Origin of the sequence: Aureimonas ureilytica (assembly GCF_001475935.1) — a bacterium.
GTDB lineage: Bacteria > Pseudomonadota > Alphaproteobacteria > Rhizobiales > Rhizobiaceae > Aureimonas > Aureimonas ureilytica_A.
In genome coordinates this window covers 30,671-46,657 of record NZ_LDQA01000045.1, presented here as the reverse complement: position 1 = coordinate 46,657, position 15,987 = coordinate 30,671, and the positions used below count along the sequence as shown (strand labels likewise).

Genomic DNA, 15,987 nt, shown 5'->3' with positions numbered 1-15,987 from the left:
TCCCTTCAGGCCGCCGGCGCGGGCGCGCGGGCGGCTTTCAGGTCGAAGCGAACGAGAATGTCACGGCCGAGCCATTGCGCGGCCGGATCGTTCTTGGCGCCCAGATCGAAGGCGAGGCGATCGATCTTGGCGGACCCCACGACATGCGCCGTGCCGTCCGCGCCGGGCTCGAAGGTGAACGGGACGGAGATGGGCGCGCTCTTGCCCTTGATCGTCGCGGTGCCCTCGGCGATGTAGCCGGCATCCGTCATGGCGAAACGGTCGAGCGCGACGGTGACATTCGGATGGGACGTCACGTCCAAGCCATCCGGCCCCGGCGCGCTGGAGCGCACGAACGGATCGCCGACCGTGATCGAGGCCGCGTCGATGTCGATCCGGGCGGAGGCTTGATCGAGATGAGCCGGGTCGAACGCGATGTCGGCGTTCCACGCGCCGATCGTGCCCGTCATCGGCTTGCCGGAGAAGGTCGCCTCGTAGGTGAAGCTGGAGGCGGCTTTATCGATTGCCCAGCCGCCAAGCGCGGCAGGAACCGGGGCATTCGCCACGGCAGCGGACTGGACAGAAGGCGCCGCGCCTTCGCTCTGCCCGACGGCCAAGCCGCCGCCCAGAAACAGCGCCGCCAGACCCGCTGCCAGCGGAATGGCCAGAAGCGCGGTGGACTGGCGCGGCAGATGGCCGACCGGAAGAATGCGCGACAGCGAGGGTTGCCGGTCGAGGACCGAGTGTTTCAGCGCGCCCGCAACGTGCAGACCAAGAAGCGCCAGCGTGGAATAGGCAAGCCAGGTGTGAAGCGTCGCGGCCAAAGCCTCGCCCCCCTCCCCGCGCCAGCCGGCCGGGATCGTCAGGTTCGGCCAGGGCAGGTGCTCGGACAGGAATAGAAGCGTCGGGATCGCGGTCGGCGAGGCCGAGACGACGAGCCAGCCGGACAGCGGCACGAGCAGCATCACCGCATAGAGAAGCCCATGGACGAGGTGAGCCGCGCCCGCCTCGATCGCGCCCATGGGCGCATGGGCCGGCGGCGGGTTGAGCAGACGCCAAGCGATGCGCGCCAGCGTGAGCGTCAGCACCATGAGGCCGACCGTCTTATGCCATTGGAAGAAGGCAAAGCGGCTGCCATCGGGCAGGAGGTTCAGCCGCATCATGACGAAGCCGCCGGCGAGCTGGAAAAGAATGGCGAGCGCAATCGCCCAATGGAGGAGCATGGCGCCGGCATTGTAGCCCTTCACGCCGTCCGATCCGGTCCGCATGGTGTCAGCCTGTTTTCATGTCGGGAGAGAAAGAAGGCCCGGCGGGGTGCGCCGGGCCTCGATGGATCGTCTTGAAAGGGGAGAGCCGATTACGACTGCGGAACGAACTCGGTCTCGATCGTGAGCTTCACGTCGTCGCTGACCGGGCCGACCAGCGCGTTGATGCCAAAGTCGGAGCGCTTGATCATGCCGGTGGCCGAGAAGCCGACGACGGGCTTCTGCGACATCGGGTGCGGGTTCAAGGCGGCGTTCAGCTTGACGTCGAGCGTGACGGGCTTGGTCACGCCGTGCAGGGTCAGGTCACCCGTCACCTTGCCCGTGTCCTTGCCGGTGGTCTCGATCTTGGTCGAGACGAACTTGATCGTGTCGAACTTCGCGGCGTCCAAGAACATCTCACCGGCGATCTCGGCGTTGAAGTCCTTGTCCTTGGCCGGATAGTTCGTGTCCACCGACTTCGGATTGATCGTCGCGGTGAGCTTGGACTTGTCCGGGTCGGTCGGGTCGAGGGTCAGCGTGGCGTTGATGTCGCTGAAGCGGCCGATATAGTTCGACGTGCCGAAATGGCTCACCGACCAGAGAACGTTGGTGTGGGTGCGGTCGGCGACATAGGTGCCGGCCGGCACGCCGATCGTCTGGGCGGAGGCCGTGCCGAGACCGACGAGAAGAGCGCTAACGGTGAGGACGGATTTCAGAAGCGACATCAGGTTTTCCTTAGGTTCCGGGATCGGAAGTGGGGCGAACCTACGGGTGGTTTCGCGGCTGCGAAATCCCCGCCAGCGTGACACACTGTCTACGCCGGGCGACGCAATGGGTGAGGCGTCCGCCTCAAAACTGTCGTGAAGAGAGGCGCGGCCGCAGCGGCCCGCAATGCGATGTCGCTCGCCCCCGAGCCGGGCCAAGCCGCGACCTGCCGCAAGGTCATCGCCCCGAATCCAGGTGCAGCGACGGGGCTTTAGACCATCGCCTCCAGCCGCCGGCGATTCTCGCGCCACCAGATATAGACGCCGCTCGCGACCAGAAGCGCGGTGCCGGCCACCATGCTGGGGCGCAGCGGATCGCCGAAGAGCACGACGCTGAGAAGACCGGCGATGAGCACCTGCGAATAAAGGAAAGGTGATAGGAGCGAGGCCGGTGCGTGAGCGAAGGCGCGCACCAGCGTGAAATGGCCGAGCGTGCCGAAGAGCCCGATAGCGGCCAGAAGCAGACCCGTGCCCGCATCGGGCGTCTGCCAGCTCGGCACGACGGCGAAGGAGAGGATCACCGCGCCCGAGACCGTGGTGTTGAACTGCGTCGCCGCCGCATCCTCCCGCCCCGCCAGATGGCGCGTCAGAAGCAGGAACAGCGCATTGGAGACGGAGGCCAGAAGCGCCAGCCCGAGCGCTGGCTCGAACCGGCCGAAGCCCGGCCCGAGAATCAGGAGCATGCCCCCAAAGCCCACGAGGACCGCTAGGATGCGATGCGGCCCGATGCGCTCGCGCAGGAACAGGACGGACAGGAGCGTCACCATGATCGGCGAGAAGAAGAGCATGGCCGTCGCATCCGCCAGCGGCACGCGCTTGAACGCCTCGTACATAAGAAAGGTCGTGGCAAGCAGGCAGAGCCCGCGCAGGATCTGAAGCCCGGGATGGCGCGTGCGCAGGAAGCCGGTCCCGGTGCGCCAGGAGAGATAGGCGCCGACCAGAATGGTCTGCACGAAATAGCGAAACCAGATGACCTGGATCACCGGCAGAAGCAGTGTCAGCCGCTTGCCGATCCCATCCATGCAGGCGAGCAGCGCGCCAGCCAGAAGCGTGAGAAGAATGCCGACGAGCAGCGAATTGTCTTTGCGCACAGCGAATGTCCGATTCCCGCCAGCCGGTTAAGGCCGGTTTCCGGTGCCCGCGAGGGGTTCCGCGGGAGCGATGTTTCGAAAAAGGCGAAGGGCCGGGCGGCTTCAATCCGCGACATAGGCGAGCGCGGGCGGGCGGGCGTTGCGGCGGTGAGTGGCCAAGCGCTCGCAGCCTTTTTCGCGCGAGGCGGCCAGATGCTCCGCCAGCGCCTCGGCGGCCACCGAGCCGTCGCCAGCCGCCAGCGCGCCGAGGATCGCGGCATGTTCGCCCAGAAACGGATCGGTCGTGCCCGGCCCGCAGAGAAACTGCTGGAGATGCTTACCGCAGACGAAGGAAGCGCGCGCGCGCCCGAGCGCTTCCACGAACTCGCCATTGGGGCAGAAGCGCAGGAGCGTGACGTGCAGGTCTTCCTCCAGCATGTCCAACTCGCGCTTGAGCAGACGCGGAAACCGGCGCTCGGCCGCCCTGAGGCGCGCCTGCGCCTGTTGAAGCACGGGGTCGGGCAGGCGCTCCGCCGCCAGACGCAGCGCGGCGGGCTCCAGGAGAAGGCGCAGGTCGTAAAGGTCGGCCAGGCGACGCTCGTCCAGCGGGACCGTCCACCAATGCGCGTCGCGCTTTTCGGTGAGACCCGCCGCCTTGGCGCGCAGAAGCAACTCGCGCGCCGGCAGGCGGCCGATGGAAAAGGCCCGGGCCAGCGCCAGCTCGCTCACGCGAAAGCGCCCGAACATGGCGCGCTCCAGAAGCTCGCGCTCCATCTGGTAATACAGATCGTCGCTCGGCCGGGCGCTCGCCTCGGCCGTGCGATCGGCACCGACTTGAGCGCGCGAGAGATCGAGCCGCAGCGGCTCACCCGCCTGGCCCGCCAGAACGCCGCGCCCGTCGAAGCGGCGCACGAGCCCTTGCTGCTCCAACTCGCTCAAGGCTTGGCGCACGGGCTGGCGGCTGGAGCCGAACAATGCGGCCAGCGGCCCTTCGAGCAACACGGCGCCCTCCGGCAGCGCGCCGCTCGCTAGACTGTCGCTCAGCGCCTCGACGATGCGTCGATAGGCGGGCCGGCGCGCGGCGGCCTCGGCTCCGCCTGTGTCTCCGGCCACGCCCCTCATCTCGGGCTCGCTCAGGTGATCGCGCCGATCTGCCAAGGCACGAACTCGTTGTCGCCGTAGTCGTAGATTTCGCTCAGCGTCTGCTTGCCCGAGGCGACGTCGAGGATGAAGTCGAACATGCGCTGGCCGGATTCCTCGATCGTTTCCTCGCCGGTGACGATGCCGCCGCAATTGATGTCCATGTCCTCCTTCATCCGGTCGAACATCTCGGTGTTCGTCGCAACCTTGATGGTCGGCACCGGCTTCCAGCCCGACACGGAGCCGCGCCCGGTGGTGAAGACCAGCATGTTGCAGCCGCCCGCGATCTGCCCGGTCACGGCGACGGGGTCGTATCCTGGCGTGTCCATGAACACGAAGCCCGGCTTGTCGATCGTCTCGGCATATTCATAAACCGCTTCGAGCGGCATGGTGCCGCCCTTGGCGACCGCACCCAGCGACTTTTCGAGGATCGTGGTGAGGCCGCCGGCCTTGTTGCCGTGCGAGGGGTTGTTGTTTAGCTCCGCCCCATGGCGCGCCGTGTAGCCGCGCCACCATTCGATGCGCGCCATCAGCTTTTCGGCCACGGCCGGCGTCACCGCGCGGCGGGTGAGAAGATGCTCCGCGCCGTAGATTTCGGGCGTTTCGGCCAAGCATGTCGTGCCGCCATGGCGCACCAGAAGGTCCGAGGCGTAGCCGAGTGCCGGGTTGGCCGAGATGCCGCTATAGCCGTCCGACCCGCCGCATTCGAGCGCGAGCTTGAGGCCCGACAGAGGCTGCTCGGTGCGCTCGGCGGCGTTCACGGTCGGCAGCATCTCGCGGATGATGGAGGCCGCTTCCTCCACCGTGCGCCGTGTGCCGCCGAGGTCCTGAATGGTCATGGTGCGCAGCAGCGGGCCTTCGGTGAGGCCGTATTTGTCGGTGATGAGCGAGATCTGGTTGGTCTCGCAGCCGAGGCCGATCATCAGGATGGCGCCGAAATTGGGGTGCCGCGCATAGCCCGAAAGCGTGCGCGTCAGAACCTCGTAGCCCTCGGTCTTGACGGAAACGGCGCAGCCCTGGCCATGCGTCAGCGCGACCACGCCGTCCACATTGGGGAAGCCGTCGAGCCCACCCTTGTTGTTGAAGTGGTCGGCAATGGCGCGCGACACGGTGGCCGAACAGTTCACCGAGGAGACGATGCCGATATAGTTGCGCGTTCCGACCTGCCCGTCCGCGCGCGCATAGCCCATGAAGGTGCGGCGCTCGGCTTGCGGGAGCAGCGGCGTCTCCCGCGCGTCGGAGGCAAAGTGATGGTCGGCGTGCGATTCCTGCATGGCGAGATTGTGCAGGTGGACATGCTCGCCGGGCTCGATCCGGCGCGAGGCGGTGCCGATCACCTGACCATATTTCAGGACGGGCTGCCCTTCGGCGATGGCGCGCAGCGCCACCTTGTGGCCGCTCGCGATGTCCACGGCCGCGCGCAGACCGCCCGGCAGCGGATCGCCAGCCTTCACCGGCCGCCGCGCCACGGCGACATTGTCCTCGCCGTTCAGGACGATGATGGGAGAAACCTCTGAGACGACGGACATGCACCCTCCCGGGAACGCAAAAGGGCCGCGCCAGAGGCAGCGGCCCTTTTCGAAGAAAATGACTTTTGCTGACAAAGGTCATTCCACTTTGCCGTCGCTCCGTCAAGCGGCGCGATTCGTCAGGCGGCGCGAAGCTTCAAGCGGCGCGGCAGGTCAGTAGGTCGGACGCCCGCCAGCGATCACGCCCTTGCGCAGAAGGAAGCAGCCGTAGAAGCGCGGGTCGGCGACCTTCACCACGGCGAAGCTCTGCTTGGCCGCCTCATAGAAGGCATAGCGCTCGATCGCGACGATCGGCACGGTCTCGCCGGCCGCCTCGATCTCGGCGCGCACGGCCGCGCGCGGCTCGGGCACCTCGTCCGGCTTGCCGACCACTTCCATGCAGCGCACGGGATCGTCCACGAACCCGTCGAGCGGCAGAAGGCTCAGAATCGCGCGCGCGGCGCGGTCGATCGGCACGGCGCCGAGATTGACGAGTTCGCCCGAGATGGTTTCGGCCGCGACGGATTCCGCCGGGAAGTTGCCGTCCACCAGCGCGATGTCGTCGCCATGGCCCATGGCCGCCAAAACCCAAAGGAGGTCCGGCGTCAGAATGGGGTCGAGTGTCTTCAGCATGATCGTTTCCCTTTAGGAACGGAACAGATGCGCTTCGATGGACGCCGGCTTCATCTCGATGGAGAAGCCGGGCGCCTGGGGCGGGAAGTAGCGGCCGCCACGGACATCGCAGGGCTCGAAGAAGTGCTCGTGCAGATGATCGACATATTCGGCGACTCGCCCGTCCCATCTTCCCGAGATCGAGAGATAGTCGATCATGGAGAGATGCTGAACATATTCGCACAGGCCGACGCCGCCGGCATGAGGGCAGACCGGCTTCCCGAACTTGGCGGCCATCAGCATGATCGCCAGATTCTCGTTGAGACCGCCGACGCGCGCGGCGTCGATCTGCACCACGTCGATCGCCTCCGCCTGGAGGAACTGCTTGAAGAGAATGCGGTTCTGGCACATCTCGCCGGTTGCGACCTTGACAGGGGCGACGCCGCGCCGGATCGCCTGATGGCCCAGCACGTCGTCGGGCGAGGTCGGCTCCTCGATGAACCAGGGATTGAACTGGGCGAGTTCCTTCACCCAGTCGATCGCCTCGCCGACTTCCCAGATCTGGTTGGCGTCGATCATCAGCATCCGATCCGGGCCGATTTCCTCGCGCAGGATGCGGCAGCGGCGCTTGTCATCCTCAAGATCACGCCCGACCTTGAGTTTGAAATGCGACCAGCCCTCGGCAATGCCCTCGCGGCAGAGGCGACGGATCTTGTCGTCGTCATAGCCGAGCCAGCCGGCCGAGGTCGTGTAGCTGGGATAGCCCTGTGCCATCAGCTTTTCGCGGCGGGCGGCCTGCCCGTCCTTGGCGCGCTTCAGGATTTCCAGGGCTTCGGCTTGCGTCAGCGCGTTGGACAGGTAGCGGAAATCGACGAGGCGGACGATCTCCTCGGGCTGCATGTCGGACACGAGCTGCCAGACCGGCTTGCCTTCGGCCTTGGCGTAGAGGTCCCAGACGGCGTTGACCACGGCGCCCGTCGCCAGATGCATGACGCCCTTGTCCGGGCCGACCCAGCGCAGCTGCGAATCACCCGTCACGAAGCGCCAGAACTCGCCCATGTTCTGGGTGATCTCGGAGAGCTTCAGCCCGTGGAGCTTGGGCGCGAGAAGATCGATCGCCGCGCGGCAGAGATCGTTGCCCCGGCCGATCGTGAAGGTCAGGCCGTGCCCTTCCGGCCCGCCATCGGTCTCGAAGGCGACATAGGCGGCCGAATAGTCCGGGTCCGGGTTCATCGCGTCCGACCCGTCCTTCTGCAGGGACGTCGGAAAGCGGATGTCGTAGGAGCGATGCGTTTGGATCGTCCAGTCCTGAACCATGGTTCCTCCCGAGCGCCCGGCCAATGGACGCGCTCTTGGTTTCTGATATGAAATGGGTAATCATGAGTGAAACGGATCGTCAAGCGACAGGGAGCGAGCGGATGGCAGACGAGGACGCCGATGACGGCACCGGCCGCCCCGATCGCGAGCGGCGCTACACCGCCCCCGCGCTGGAAAAAGGGCTGGATATTCTGGAGCTTCTGTCGGCCTCGCGCGAGGCGCTGACCCTGCAGCAGATCGGCGACGGGGTAGGCCGCACCAAGGGCGAAATCTTTCGCATGGTGAGCGTGCTTCAGGACCGGCTCTATATCGAGCGCACCGAAAGCGAGGATCGCTTCCGCGTCACCGACCGGCTGTTTCGCCTCGGGCTCAACCGCCCGGTGAACCGGTCGCTGGTGGAAACCGCCCTGCCCTTCATGAACGCCTTCTCGGATGCGACGGGCTATGCCTGCCATCTGGCGGTGCCGAGCGAAACGCAGATGGTGGTGATCGCGCGCGTGGAAAGCACCAGCCATATCGGCTTCACCGTGCGCATCGGCTATCGCCAGCCCCTGACGCTGACCGGTTCGGGCCGCTGCCTCCTCGCCTTCATGAGCGCGCGCCGCCGCCACCGGACGCTGCTCGACATTCACCGCGAGGAGCCCGCCTTCGATCTGGACGCGCTGGAGCCGGAACTCGCCGCCATTCGCGCGGCCGGCCATGTGGCGCGCCCGAGCGGATCGACGGAAGCGGTGGTGGATCTTTCCGTGCCGGTGTCGGAAGCGCATGAGGGCGGCGCGATCGCGGCCCTCACCTGCCCTTATCTGCGCATTCGCCTCAACCCATGGGAGCCGGACGCGCTGATCGCGGAGCTGACCCAGGCCGCCGGCCGGATCGGACAGGGCCTCGCGCTGCAGCAGGATTGATTTACCCGCGCATCCGTGATGTACCCTTGAAACACCAGACGCAGGAGAGAAACGATGGCCGGACGGCTCGCAGGCAAGACGGCGGTGGTGACGGCCGCCGCGCAGGGAATGGGACGCGCCGCGGCGCTGGAATTCGCGGCCGAGGGCGCCAAGGTTCTGGCGACCGACATCAACGCCGCCGCGCTCGAAGAGCTGAAGGCCCATGGGATCGAGACCAGCGTTCTCGACGTGACCGACGCCGAGGCCGTGAAAGCCTTCTGCGCAGCGCACCCCGCGCCCGACATCCTGTTCAACTGCGCGGGCTATGTCCACGCCGGCACGATCCTCGAATGCGAGGAAAAGGATTTCGACTTCTCGGTCGCGCTCAACGTGCGCTCCATGTACCGGCTCATCAAGGGCTTCCTGCCGGGGATGATCGACCGGGGCGGCGCGTCCATCGTCAACATGGCGTCCGTCGCCTCCAGCGTCATCGCCGCGCCCAACCGCTTCATCTACGGCACGACCAAGGCCGCCGTGGTCGGCCTGACCAAGTCGGTCGCCGCCGATTTCGTGACCAAGGGCATTCGCTGCAACTGCATCTGCCCCGGCACGGTGGAAAGCCCATCGCTCGGCGACCGGATGCGCGCGCTCGGCGACTACGAGACGGCGCGGGCCGCCTTCATCGCGCGCCAGCCCATGGGCCGGCTCGGCACGCCCGAGGAAATGGCCAAGCTCGCTACCTTCCTCGCTTCCGACGAGTCCGGCTTCATGACGGGTCAGGCGCTCGTGGTGGACGGCGGCTGGTCCAACGTCTGATCGCGATACGATTTTCAAAGGGAGACTGCCATGAAACTGCTTCGCCACGGCGCGCCCGGCGCGGAAAAGCCCGGCCTTCTGGACGCTGACGGCCACATTCGCGACCTGTCGGCCCATGTGAGCGACCTCGCCGGACGCTGGCTGACGCCCGAGGGTCTGGCCGAGATCGCCGCGCTCGACGTCTCGTCCCTGCCGCTCGTGGACGGCAACCCGCGCCTTGGCGCCTGCGTCGCGGGCACCGGCAAGTTCATCTGCATCGGCCTCAACTATTCCGACCACGCGGCCGAGACGGGCGCGAGCGTGCCGTCCGAGCCGATCATCTTCATGAAGGCGACCTCGGCCATCGTCGGCCCGAACGACGACATCGAAATCCCGCGCGGCTCCGAGAAGACCGATTGGGAAGTCGAGCTGGGCGTCGTCATCGGCAAGACCGCGAAATACGTCTCCGAAGCCGAGGCGCTGGATCACGTGGCCGGCTATTGCGTCATCAACGACGTGTCGGAGCGCGCCTTCCAGACCGAGCGCCAGGGCCAGTGGACCAAGGGCAAGAGCTGCGACACGTTCGGCCCGACCGGCCCCTGGCTGGTGACGAAGGACGAAGTGGCCGACCCGCAGAATCTCGGCATGTGGCTGACGGTGAACGGCCATCGCTACCAGGACGGCTCGAGCCGCACCATGGTCTACGGCGTCGCCCATCTCGTCTCCTACCTGTCGCAGTTCATGAGCCTGCAGCCGGGCGACATCATCTCCACCGGCACCCCTCCGGGCGTCGGCCTCGGCCAGAAGCCCAACGTCTTCCTGAAGGCCGGCGACGTGATCGAACTCGGCATCGAAGGCCTCGGCACCCAGCGCCAGACCTGCCGCCAGGGCTGACGCCTTTCGGGCGCGGGAGCCTCTAATCCCGCGTCCATCGCTCGCGCGAGGCTTCGAGATGCATCCGCATGGCCGATTGCGCCAGAAGCGGATCGCCCGAGGCCAGCGCATCGAGGATCGTCTCGTGCTCGGCGAGCGCTACGCGCCAGGTTTCCGGCGTTTCGAAGCGCACGCTGAGCTGCGCCGAAATCGGGCTGTGGCGATCGTCGAAGAGTTCGCGCACGATGCGCGCCAGAACGGCATTGCCGGTCTGCGCGGCGATGGTGAGGTGAAACATCCGGTCCTGCTCCAGCGGCTTGCGGCCGGCTTCGATATCCGCCGCCATACCATCGAGAACCCGCCGAAGCTGCGCCAGGGCCTCCGGCGTCATGCGACCGACCGCCAGAAAGGCGACCGTGCTTTCCACGGCGGCGCGCGCGCGCATCAGCTCGGACGGGCTCTCGCCGAGCGGGCGCGTCGGCTCGTCCGCCGCCGCGCCCGGCGCGCAGACATAAACGCCCGACCCCATACGGATTTCGACGCTGCCGTCGATCTCCAGCGCGATCAGCGCCTCGCGCAACGAAGGGCGCGATACGCCCAGCTGGCCCGCCAATTCCCGTTCGGCGGGAAGGCGTGAGCCCGGCGGAAACTGCCCCTCGCGGATCAGACCGCGAATCTGATCGGCCACTTGCTGATAGAGCCGTCGCCCATCCACGATCTTGATGGCTTCTGACATCAATCCCTCCCAGATTGGCCTGACCATAGCGCCGATCATGGCTGACTGAAAAGGCCGTTTGGCCCTGCCGTACGCCTGCCACGACCCGGCAGTCGCCTTCTCCGTCGAAAACTCCACCGGGATTTCCCGAAGAGCGAAAACTGGCTTGACCAATTTTAAAGAGCAGCCTAACCCTACTCCCAACGGGCCGATGGCCTGACGGCGGACCGGGAGGCACGGGCCGCGCGACGCTTCCTTTGCGAGGCGGGAGGACCAAAATGCAGGACATGACTTCCAGCCCCGCCGGCGTGGCGGGCCGCGCCCCCATGGCGCGCGCAGGTCACGGCGTCGGCGCGGCGCCGGCCGGCGAAACCATTCTGCAGCTTCAGGACATCACCAAGGAATTTCCCGGCGTGAAGGCGCTCGGCGGCGTCTCCTTCGATCTGCGTCGGGGCGAGGTTCATGCCGTGTGCGGCGAAAATGGCGCCGGCAAGTCCACGCTGATGAAGATCATCAGCGGCCTGTATCAGCCGACCTCCGGCCGCATCATCTACAAGGGCGAGGAGCGCCATTTCGCCTCGACCACGGAGTCGGAAGCGGCCGGCATCGCCATCATCCATCAGGAGCTGAACCTCGTTCCGCACCTGTCGATCGCCGAAAACATCTATCTGGCGCGCGAGCCACGCGTCGCCGGCCTCTTCGTGGATCGCGCCAAGTTGCGCCGCGATGCACGCGCCTGCCTGGATCGCCTCGGCCTCTCGCTCGACCCGGACACGCAGGTGCGCGGTCTCTCGGTCGCGCAGTGCCAGATGGTGGAAATCGCCAAGGCCCTGTCGCTGAACGCCGAAGTGCTCATCATGGACGAGCCGACCTCGTCGCTCACCGAAAGCGAGACGGCGGTTCTGTTCGACGTGATCCGCGATCTGAAGGCCTCCGGCGTCGGCATCGTCTATATCTCGCACCGCCTGGACGAGATGGCCGAGATCGTCGATCGCGTCACGATCCTGCGCGACGGGCGCTATGTCTCGACCGACGATTTCGCTTCCCTGACGGTGGACGACATCGTCGCGCGTATGGTCGGCCGCTCGCTGGAAGAGAAGTTCCCCGACCGTATCTCGGTGCCGACCGAGGACGTGTTGATGCGCGTCGAGGGACTGACCCGCGCCGGGGTGTTTCGCGATATCGACTTCACGCTGCGGCGTGGCGAAATTCTTGGCTTCGCCGGACTGATGGGTGCGGGCCGCACGGAAGTCGCGCGCGCCATCTTCGGGGCCGACCCCTTGGATTCGGGTACGGTCGAACTCTTCGGCCGCAAGGTCTCGATCCAGTCGCCTCAGGATGCGATCCGCGAAGGGCTCGCCTATCTCTCGGAAGACCGCAAGAGCCACGGGCTCGCTGTGAAGATGCCGGTCGCCGCCAACATGACTCTGGCGCATCTGGACGGCGTGTCGAAGGGCGGCTTCATCGACTTCCCGGAAGAAGAGAAGGTCGCCCAGCGCTATGTCGATCTCCTGAGCATCCGCACGCCGTCGGTCCATCAGGTGACGCGGCTTCTCTCGGGCGGCAATCAGCAGAAGATCATCATCGGCAAGTGGCTGTTCCGCCAGTCGCGCATCCTGTTCTTCGACGAGCCGACACGCGGCATCGATGTCGGGGCTAAGTTCCAGATCTACAAGATCATGGACGAACTGGCCTCGCAGGGCATCGGCGTCATCCTGATCTCGTCCGAACTTCCCGAAATCCTCGGCCTGACCGATCGCGTCGCCGTGTTCCACGAGGGCCGCATCACCGGCGTTCTGGAAACCAAGCAGACCTCGCAGGAAGAGATCATGCACTACGCCTCGGGCCATGCCCGCCGCGCGCCCAGCCTTGCGCATTGAGGACGCCATGACCACCATTCCCCAGGACAAGACCCGCGGGCCGCTCCTCAGCGATCGGCAGAAGGACATGATCCAGAAGTTCGCGGCGCTGGGCAGCCTTTTTGCCCTCGCCGTCGTCTTCTCCGCCACGTCCAACGCCTTCCTCACCGTCAACAACGCCATGACCGTGGCGCTTCAGGTGACGTCGATCGCCTTGCTCGGCATCGGCGCGACCTGCGTCATCATCACGGGCGGCATCGACCTGTCGGTCGGCTCGGTCCTGGCGCTCGCCGGCGTCTGCGCCGCGCTGGCGGTGAAGGAACTCGGAATGCCGGTTCCGATCGGAATGCTGCTCGGCATTCTGGTCGGCACGCTCTGCGGCGTGATCAACGGTCTAGCCATCACCCGCGCCAAGCTGCCGCCCTTCATCGCCACGCTCGGCATGATGATGGTGGCGCGCGGCGTCGCGCTCGAAATCACCGGCGCGCGCGCCGTCTCGGGGCTCGGCGACAGTTTCGGCGAGCTTGGCAATGGCGCGTTTTTGCGGATGGTGTCGATCGGCGACGACGGCTTCCCGTCCGTCACCTTCCCCGGCATTCCCTATCCCGTGATCCTGATGATCGTCATCGCCATCGCGGTGGCCATCATGCTCCGCCGCACGGTGCTCGGCCGGCACATCTACTCGGTCGGCTCCAACGCGGAGGCCGCGCGGCTTTCGGGCGTCAACGTCGCCCGCGTCACGCTCTTCACCTATGTGCTATCGGGCACGCTGGCCGGTCTCACGGGCTGCGTTCTGATGTCCCGCCTCGTCACCGCCCAGCCGAACGAAGGCGTGATGTACGAACTCGACGCCATCGCCAGCGCCGTGATCGGCGGCACCTCGCTCATCGGCGGCGTCGGCACGATTTCCGGCACCATGATCGGCGCCTTCGTCATAGGCATCCTGCGCAACGGCCTGAACATGAACGGTGTCTCGGCCTTCACGCAGCAGATCATCATCGGCCTCGTGATCCTGGCGACCGTCTGGATCGATCAGCTTCGCAACCGCCGATAGGCACGAATTCCCGGCGCACGCGGGAGATCCAAGCAGCGCGCGCCGGGCTCTATCCAAAACCCAAAGGGAGGAACATTCATGCGCAAATTCGCCGCCATTCTCGCCGGCTCGGCCATCGCACTCGTCGCCTTCTCCGCCCAGGCGGCCGAGAAGGAAGTCGCGGTCATCGTCAAGACGGTGAACTCGACCTTCTGGCAGAACGTCCAGAAGGGTGTCGACGCCGCCAAGAAGGATCTGCCGGAAGGCACCACCACGACCTTCAACGGCCCGGCTTCGGAATCGGCCATCGCCGACGAAGTGAACATGGTCGAGAACGCCGTGAACCGTCAGGTCGCCGGCATCATTCTCGCCCCGTCCGACCCCGACGCTCTGGTGCCCGCCGTCAAGAAGGCCTGGGAAGCGCGCATCCCGGTCGTCCTCATCGACAGCCAGATCGCCAAGAGCGGCGAGCAGTACTACCAATCGTTCCTGGCGACCGACAACAAGGCCGCCGGTGAGCTCTGCGCCAAGGAAATGATCGCCAAGGTCGGCACCGAAGGCAAGATCGCCGTCATGTCCTATGTCGCGGGCGCGGGCTCCGAGATCGGCCGCGTGGGCGGCTTCATCGACTACATCAAGGCCCATTCGAAGCTTCAGATCGTCGGCCCGTTCTATTCGCAGTCGCAGATGGCGACCGCGCTGAACCAGACGACGGACGTTCTCGCCTCGAACCCGGACCTCAAGGGCATTTTCGGCGCCAACGAGCCGACCGCCATCGGCATGGCCCGCGCGCTCGAACAGTCCGGCAAGGCCGGCAAGGTCGTCGGCATCGGCTTCGACGGCAACGAGGACCTTCAGAAGTTCGTCAAGGACGGCACGCTCGCCGCCATCGCGGTTCAGGGCTCGTTCCAGATGGGCGAACTCGGCACCCAGACCATCGCCAAGCTTCTCAAGAAAGAGAAGGTCGAGAAGTTCCAGGACACGGGCGTCGTGCTCGTGACCAAGGAGAACATCGACAAGCCGGAAGCCAAGAACGTTCTTTACTAAGCCGATCTCCCGCCGGCGGCTCCCCATGCCGCCGGCGGACCCTTTCTTCTCTTCGATCGAAAGCCTGACGTGATGAAGACGACGGATCGCCGCGAACTGCCGAACGGCAAGGTCAGCCTCACCGCCCTCGGCCTGGGCTGCGCGCAGATGGGCAACCTCCTGAAGCTCATGCCCTTCGCCGACGCGCGCGACACCGCCGACGCGGCGTGGGACGCCGGTATCCGCTATTTCGACACCGCGCCCTTCTACGGGTTCACGCGCTCCGAGCGCCGCCTCGGCGCGATCCTGGACGAGCGCCAGCGCTCCGACTTCACCATCAGCACCAAGGTCGGCCGGCTCATGGTGCCGGACGCCGATGTCGGCGCGGAGGCCGAGGGCTACGTCAACCCTTGCCCGTTCCATCAGGTCTACGACTACAGCTACGACGCGATCCTGCGCTCCTTCGACGCGAGCCAGCAGCGGCTCGGCATGGTGCGCTTCGACATTCTCTACGTGCACGATATCGGCCGCGTGACGCATGGCGAGAAGCACGAGCATCATTGGAACCAGCTGACCAAGGGCGGCGGCTTCAAGGCGCTGAGCGAACTTCGGCAGGACGGGCGCATCGGCGGCTTCGGCCTCGGCGTCAACGAATGGGAAGCCGTTAGCGAAGCGCTGGACGAGTGCGACCTCGACGTCTCCATGCTGGCGGGGCGCTACACGCTGCTTGAGCAGGAAAGCCTTGGCCTCCTTCAGAAGTGCCTCGATCGCGGTGCCCGCATCGTCGTGGCCGGCGCGTTCAACTCGGGCGTTCTGGCCGGCACCAACAATTTCAACTACGGCGATGCGCCGGCGGAGATCATCGCCCGCGTGCAGACGCTGCGCTCGGTGGCCGAGGAATTCGGCGTCGCGATCCAGGCCGCCGCCCTCCAGTTCGGCATGGCCCATCCGGCCGTCGTGTCCTGCGTGTCGGGCGCTCGCAACGCGCGGCAGATCCGCTCCAATGTCGAGTGGTTCGAAGCCGACATCCCGGCCGCCTTCTGGCAGGCGCTGCGCGAACGCGGCCTCGTGGCCGAGGGCACGCCGCTTCCCGGTCTCGCGGCCTAGAGCCTTTCCGTCGAACATAGGTTCGCCAGACAGGCTCTAAGATTTTTGTTTTCGCATTGTC

Annotated in this window: 15 protein-coding genes; 7 read left to right on the top strand and 8 right to left on the bottom strand. The window is 66.2% G+C overall.

Annotated features, from left to right (window positions below; translation table 11 throughout):
* Positions 1 to 5 precede the first annotated feature (5 nt).
* The 7 genes from NS365_RS16995 to NS365_RS16965 all read right to left on the bottom strand — a co-directional run bounded on the left by NS365_RS16995 (position 6) and on the right by NS365_RS16965 (position 7,634).
* Entirely contained in the window at positions 6 to 1,247 is a 1,242-nt protein-coding gene (locus tag NS365_RS16995; protein WP_058601492.1) for a cytochrome b/b6 domain-containing protein, read from the bottom strand.
* Between the two features lie 89 nt (positions 1,248 to 1,336).
* Positions 1,337 to 1,948 (bottom strand): YceI family protein, encoded by a 612-nt coding sequence (locus NS365_RS16990; protein ID WP_058601491.1) that lies wholly within the window; start codon positions 1,946 to 1,948, stop codon positions 1,337 to 1,339.
* Between the two features lie 251 nt (positions 1,949 to 2,199).
* Positions 2,200 to 3,078 (bottom strand): DMT family transporter, encoded by an 879-nt coding sequence (locus tag NS365_RS16985; protein WP_058601490.1) that lies wholly within the window; start codon positions 3,076 to 3,078, stop codon positions 2,200 to 2,202.
* Between the two features lie 102 nt (positions 3,079 to 3,180).
* The gene (locus NS365_RS16980) at positions 3,181 to 4,170 is read right to left on the bottom strand and encodes a GntR family transcriptional regulator (RefSeq protein WP_244498479.1); all 990 of its coding nucleotides are present in this window, start codon (positions 4,168 to 4,170) and stop codon (positions 3,181 to 3,183) included.
* A gap of 20 nt (positions 4,171 to 4,190) precedes the next feature.
* On the bottom strand, positions 4,191 to 5,726 hold the full coding sequence (locus NS365_RS16975; protein ID WP_058601488.1) for a UxaA family hydrolase: 1,536 nt from the start codon (positions 5,724 to 5,726) through the stop codon (positions 4,191 to 4,193).
* A 153-nt stretch (positions 5,727 to 5,879) separates the two neighbouring features.
* Positions 5,880 to 6,338, bottom strand: a complete 459-nt coding sequence (locus NS365_RS16970) for an RbsD/FucU family protein (RefSeq protein WP_058601487.1) — start codon at positions 6,336 to 6,338, stop codon at positions 5,880 to 5,882.
* Positions 6,339 to 6,350: 12 nt separating this feature from the next.
* On the bottom strand, positions 6,351 to 7,634 hold the full coding sequence (locus NS365_RS16965) for an L-fuconate dehydratase (protein ID WP_058601486.1): 1,284 nt from the start codon (positions 7,632 to 7,634) through the stop codon (positions 6,351 to 6,353).
* Positions 7,635 to 7,735: 101 nt separating this feature from the next.
* Here NS365_RS16965 and NS365_RS16960 point away from each other — a divergent pair, with 101 nt between their 5' ends.
* The 3 genes from NS365_RS16960 to NS365_RS16950 are packed head-to-tail and all read left to right on the top strand — an operon-like array spanning position 7,736 to position 10,207.
* Positions 7,736 to 8,539, top strand: a complete 804-nt coding sequence (locus NS365_RS16960; protein ID WP_058601485.1) for an IclR family transcriptional regulator — start codon at positions 7,736 to 7,738, stop codon at positions 8,537 to 8,539.
* A gap of 54 nt (positions 8,540 to 8,593) precedes the next feature.
* Positions 8,594 to 9,334: an SDR family oxidoreductase gene (locus NS365_RS16955; protein ID WP_058601484.1), complete on the top strand. Its 741-nt coding sequence runs from the start codon at positions 8,594 to 8,596 to the stop codon at positions 9,332 to 9,334.
* Positions 9,335 to 9,364: 30 nt separating this feature from the next.
* On the top strand, positions 9,365 to 10,207 hold the full coding sequence (locus NS365_RS16950) for a fumarylacetoacetate hydrolase family protein (protein ID WP_058601483.1): 843 nt from the start codon (positions 9,365 to 9,367) through the stop codon (positions 10,205 to 10,207).
* A 22-nt stretch (positions 10,208 to 10,229) separates the two neighbouring features.
* Here the strand turns inward: NS365_RS16950 and NS365_RS16945 are convergent, their stop codons facing one another.
* The gene (locus tag NS365_RS16945) at positions 10,230 to 10,922 is read right to left on the bottom strand and encodes a FadR/GntR family transcriptional regulator (protein ID WP_058601482.1); all 693 of its coding nucleotides are present in this window, start codon (positions 10,920 to 10,922) and stop codon (positions 10,230 to 10,232) included.
* Positions 10,923 to 11,227: 305 nt separating this feature from the next.
* Here NS365_RS16945 and NS365_RS16940 point away from each other — a divergent pair, with 305 nt between their 5' ends.
* The 4 genes from NS365_RS16940 (at position 11,228) to NS365_RS16925 (ending at position 15,926) form a co-directional block, all read left to right on the top strand.
* Complete coding sequence (locus tag NS365_RS16940; protein ID WP_058601553.1) at positions 11,228 to 12,781, top strand: sugar ABC transporter ATP-binding protein; 1,554 nt, start codon at positions 11,228 to 11,230, stop codon at positions 12,779 to 12,781.
* 7 nt (positions 12,782 to 12,788) lie between these two features.
* Positions 12,789 to 13,814: an ABC transporter permease gene (locus tag NS365_RS16935; RefSeq protein WP_058601552.1), complete on the top strand. Its 1,026-nt coding sequence runs from the start codon at positions 12,789 to 12,791 to the stop codon at positions 13,812 to 13,814.
* Between the two features lie 78 nt (positions 13,815 to 13,892).
* Entirely contained in the window at positions 13,893 to 14,840 is a 948-nt protein-coding gene (locus NS365_RS16930) for an ABC transporter substrate-binding protein (protein WP_058601481.1), read from the top strand.
* 72 nt (positions 14,841 to 14,912) lie between these two features.
* Complete coding sequence (locus NS365_RS16925; protein WP_058601480.1) at positions 14,913 to 15,926, top strand: aldo/keto reductase; 1,014 nt, start codon at positions 14,913 to 14,915, stop codon at positions 15,924 to 15,926.
* Positions 15,927 to 15,987 lie beyond the last annotated feature (61 nt).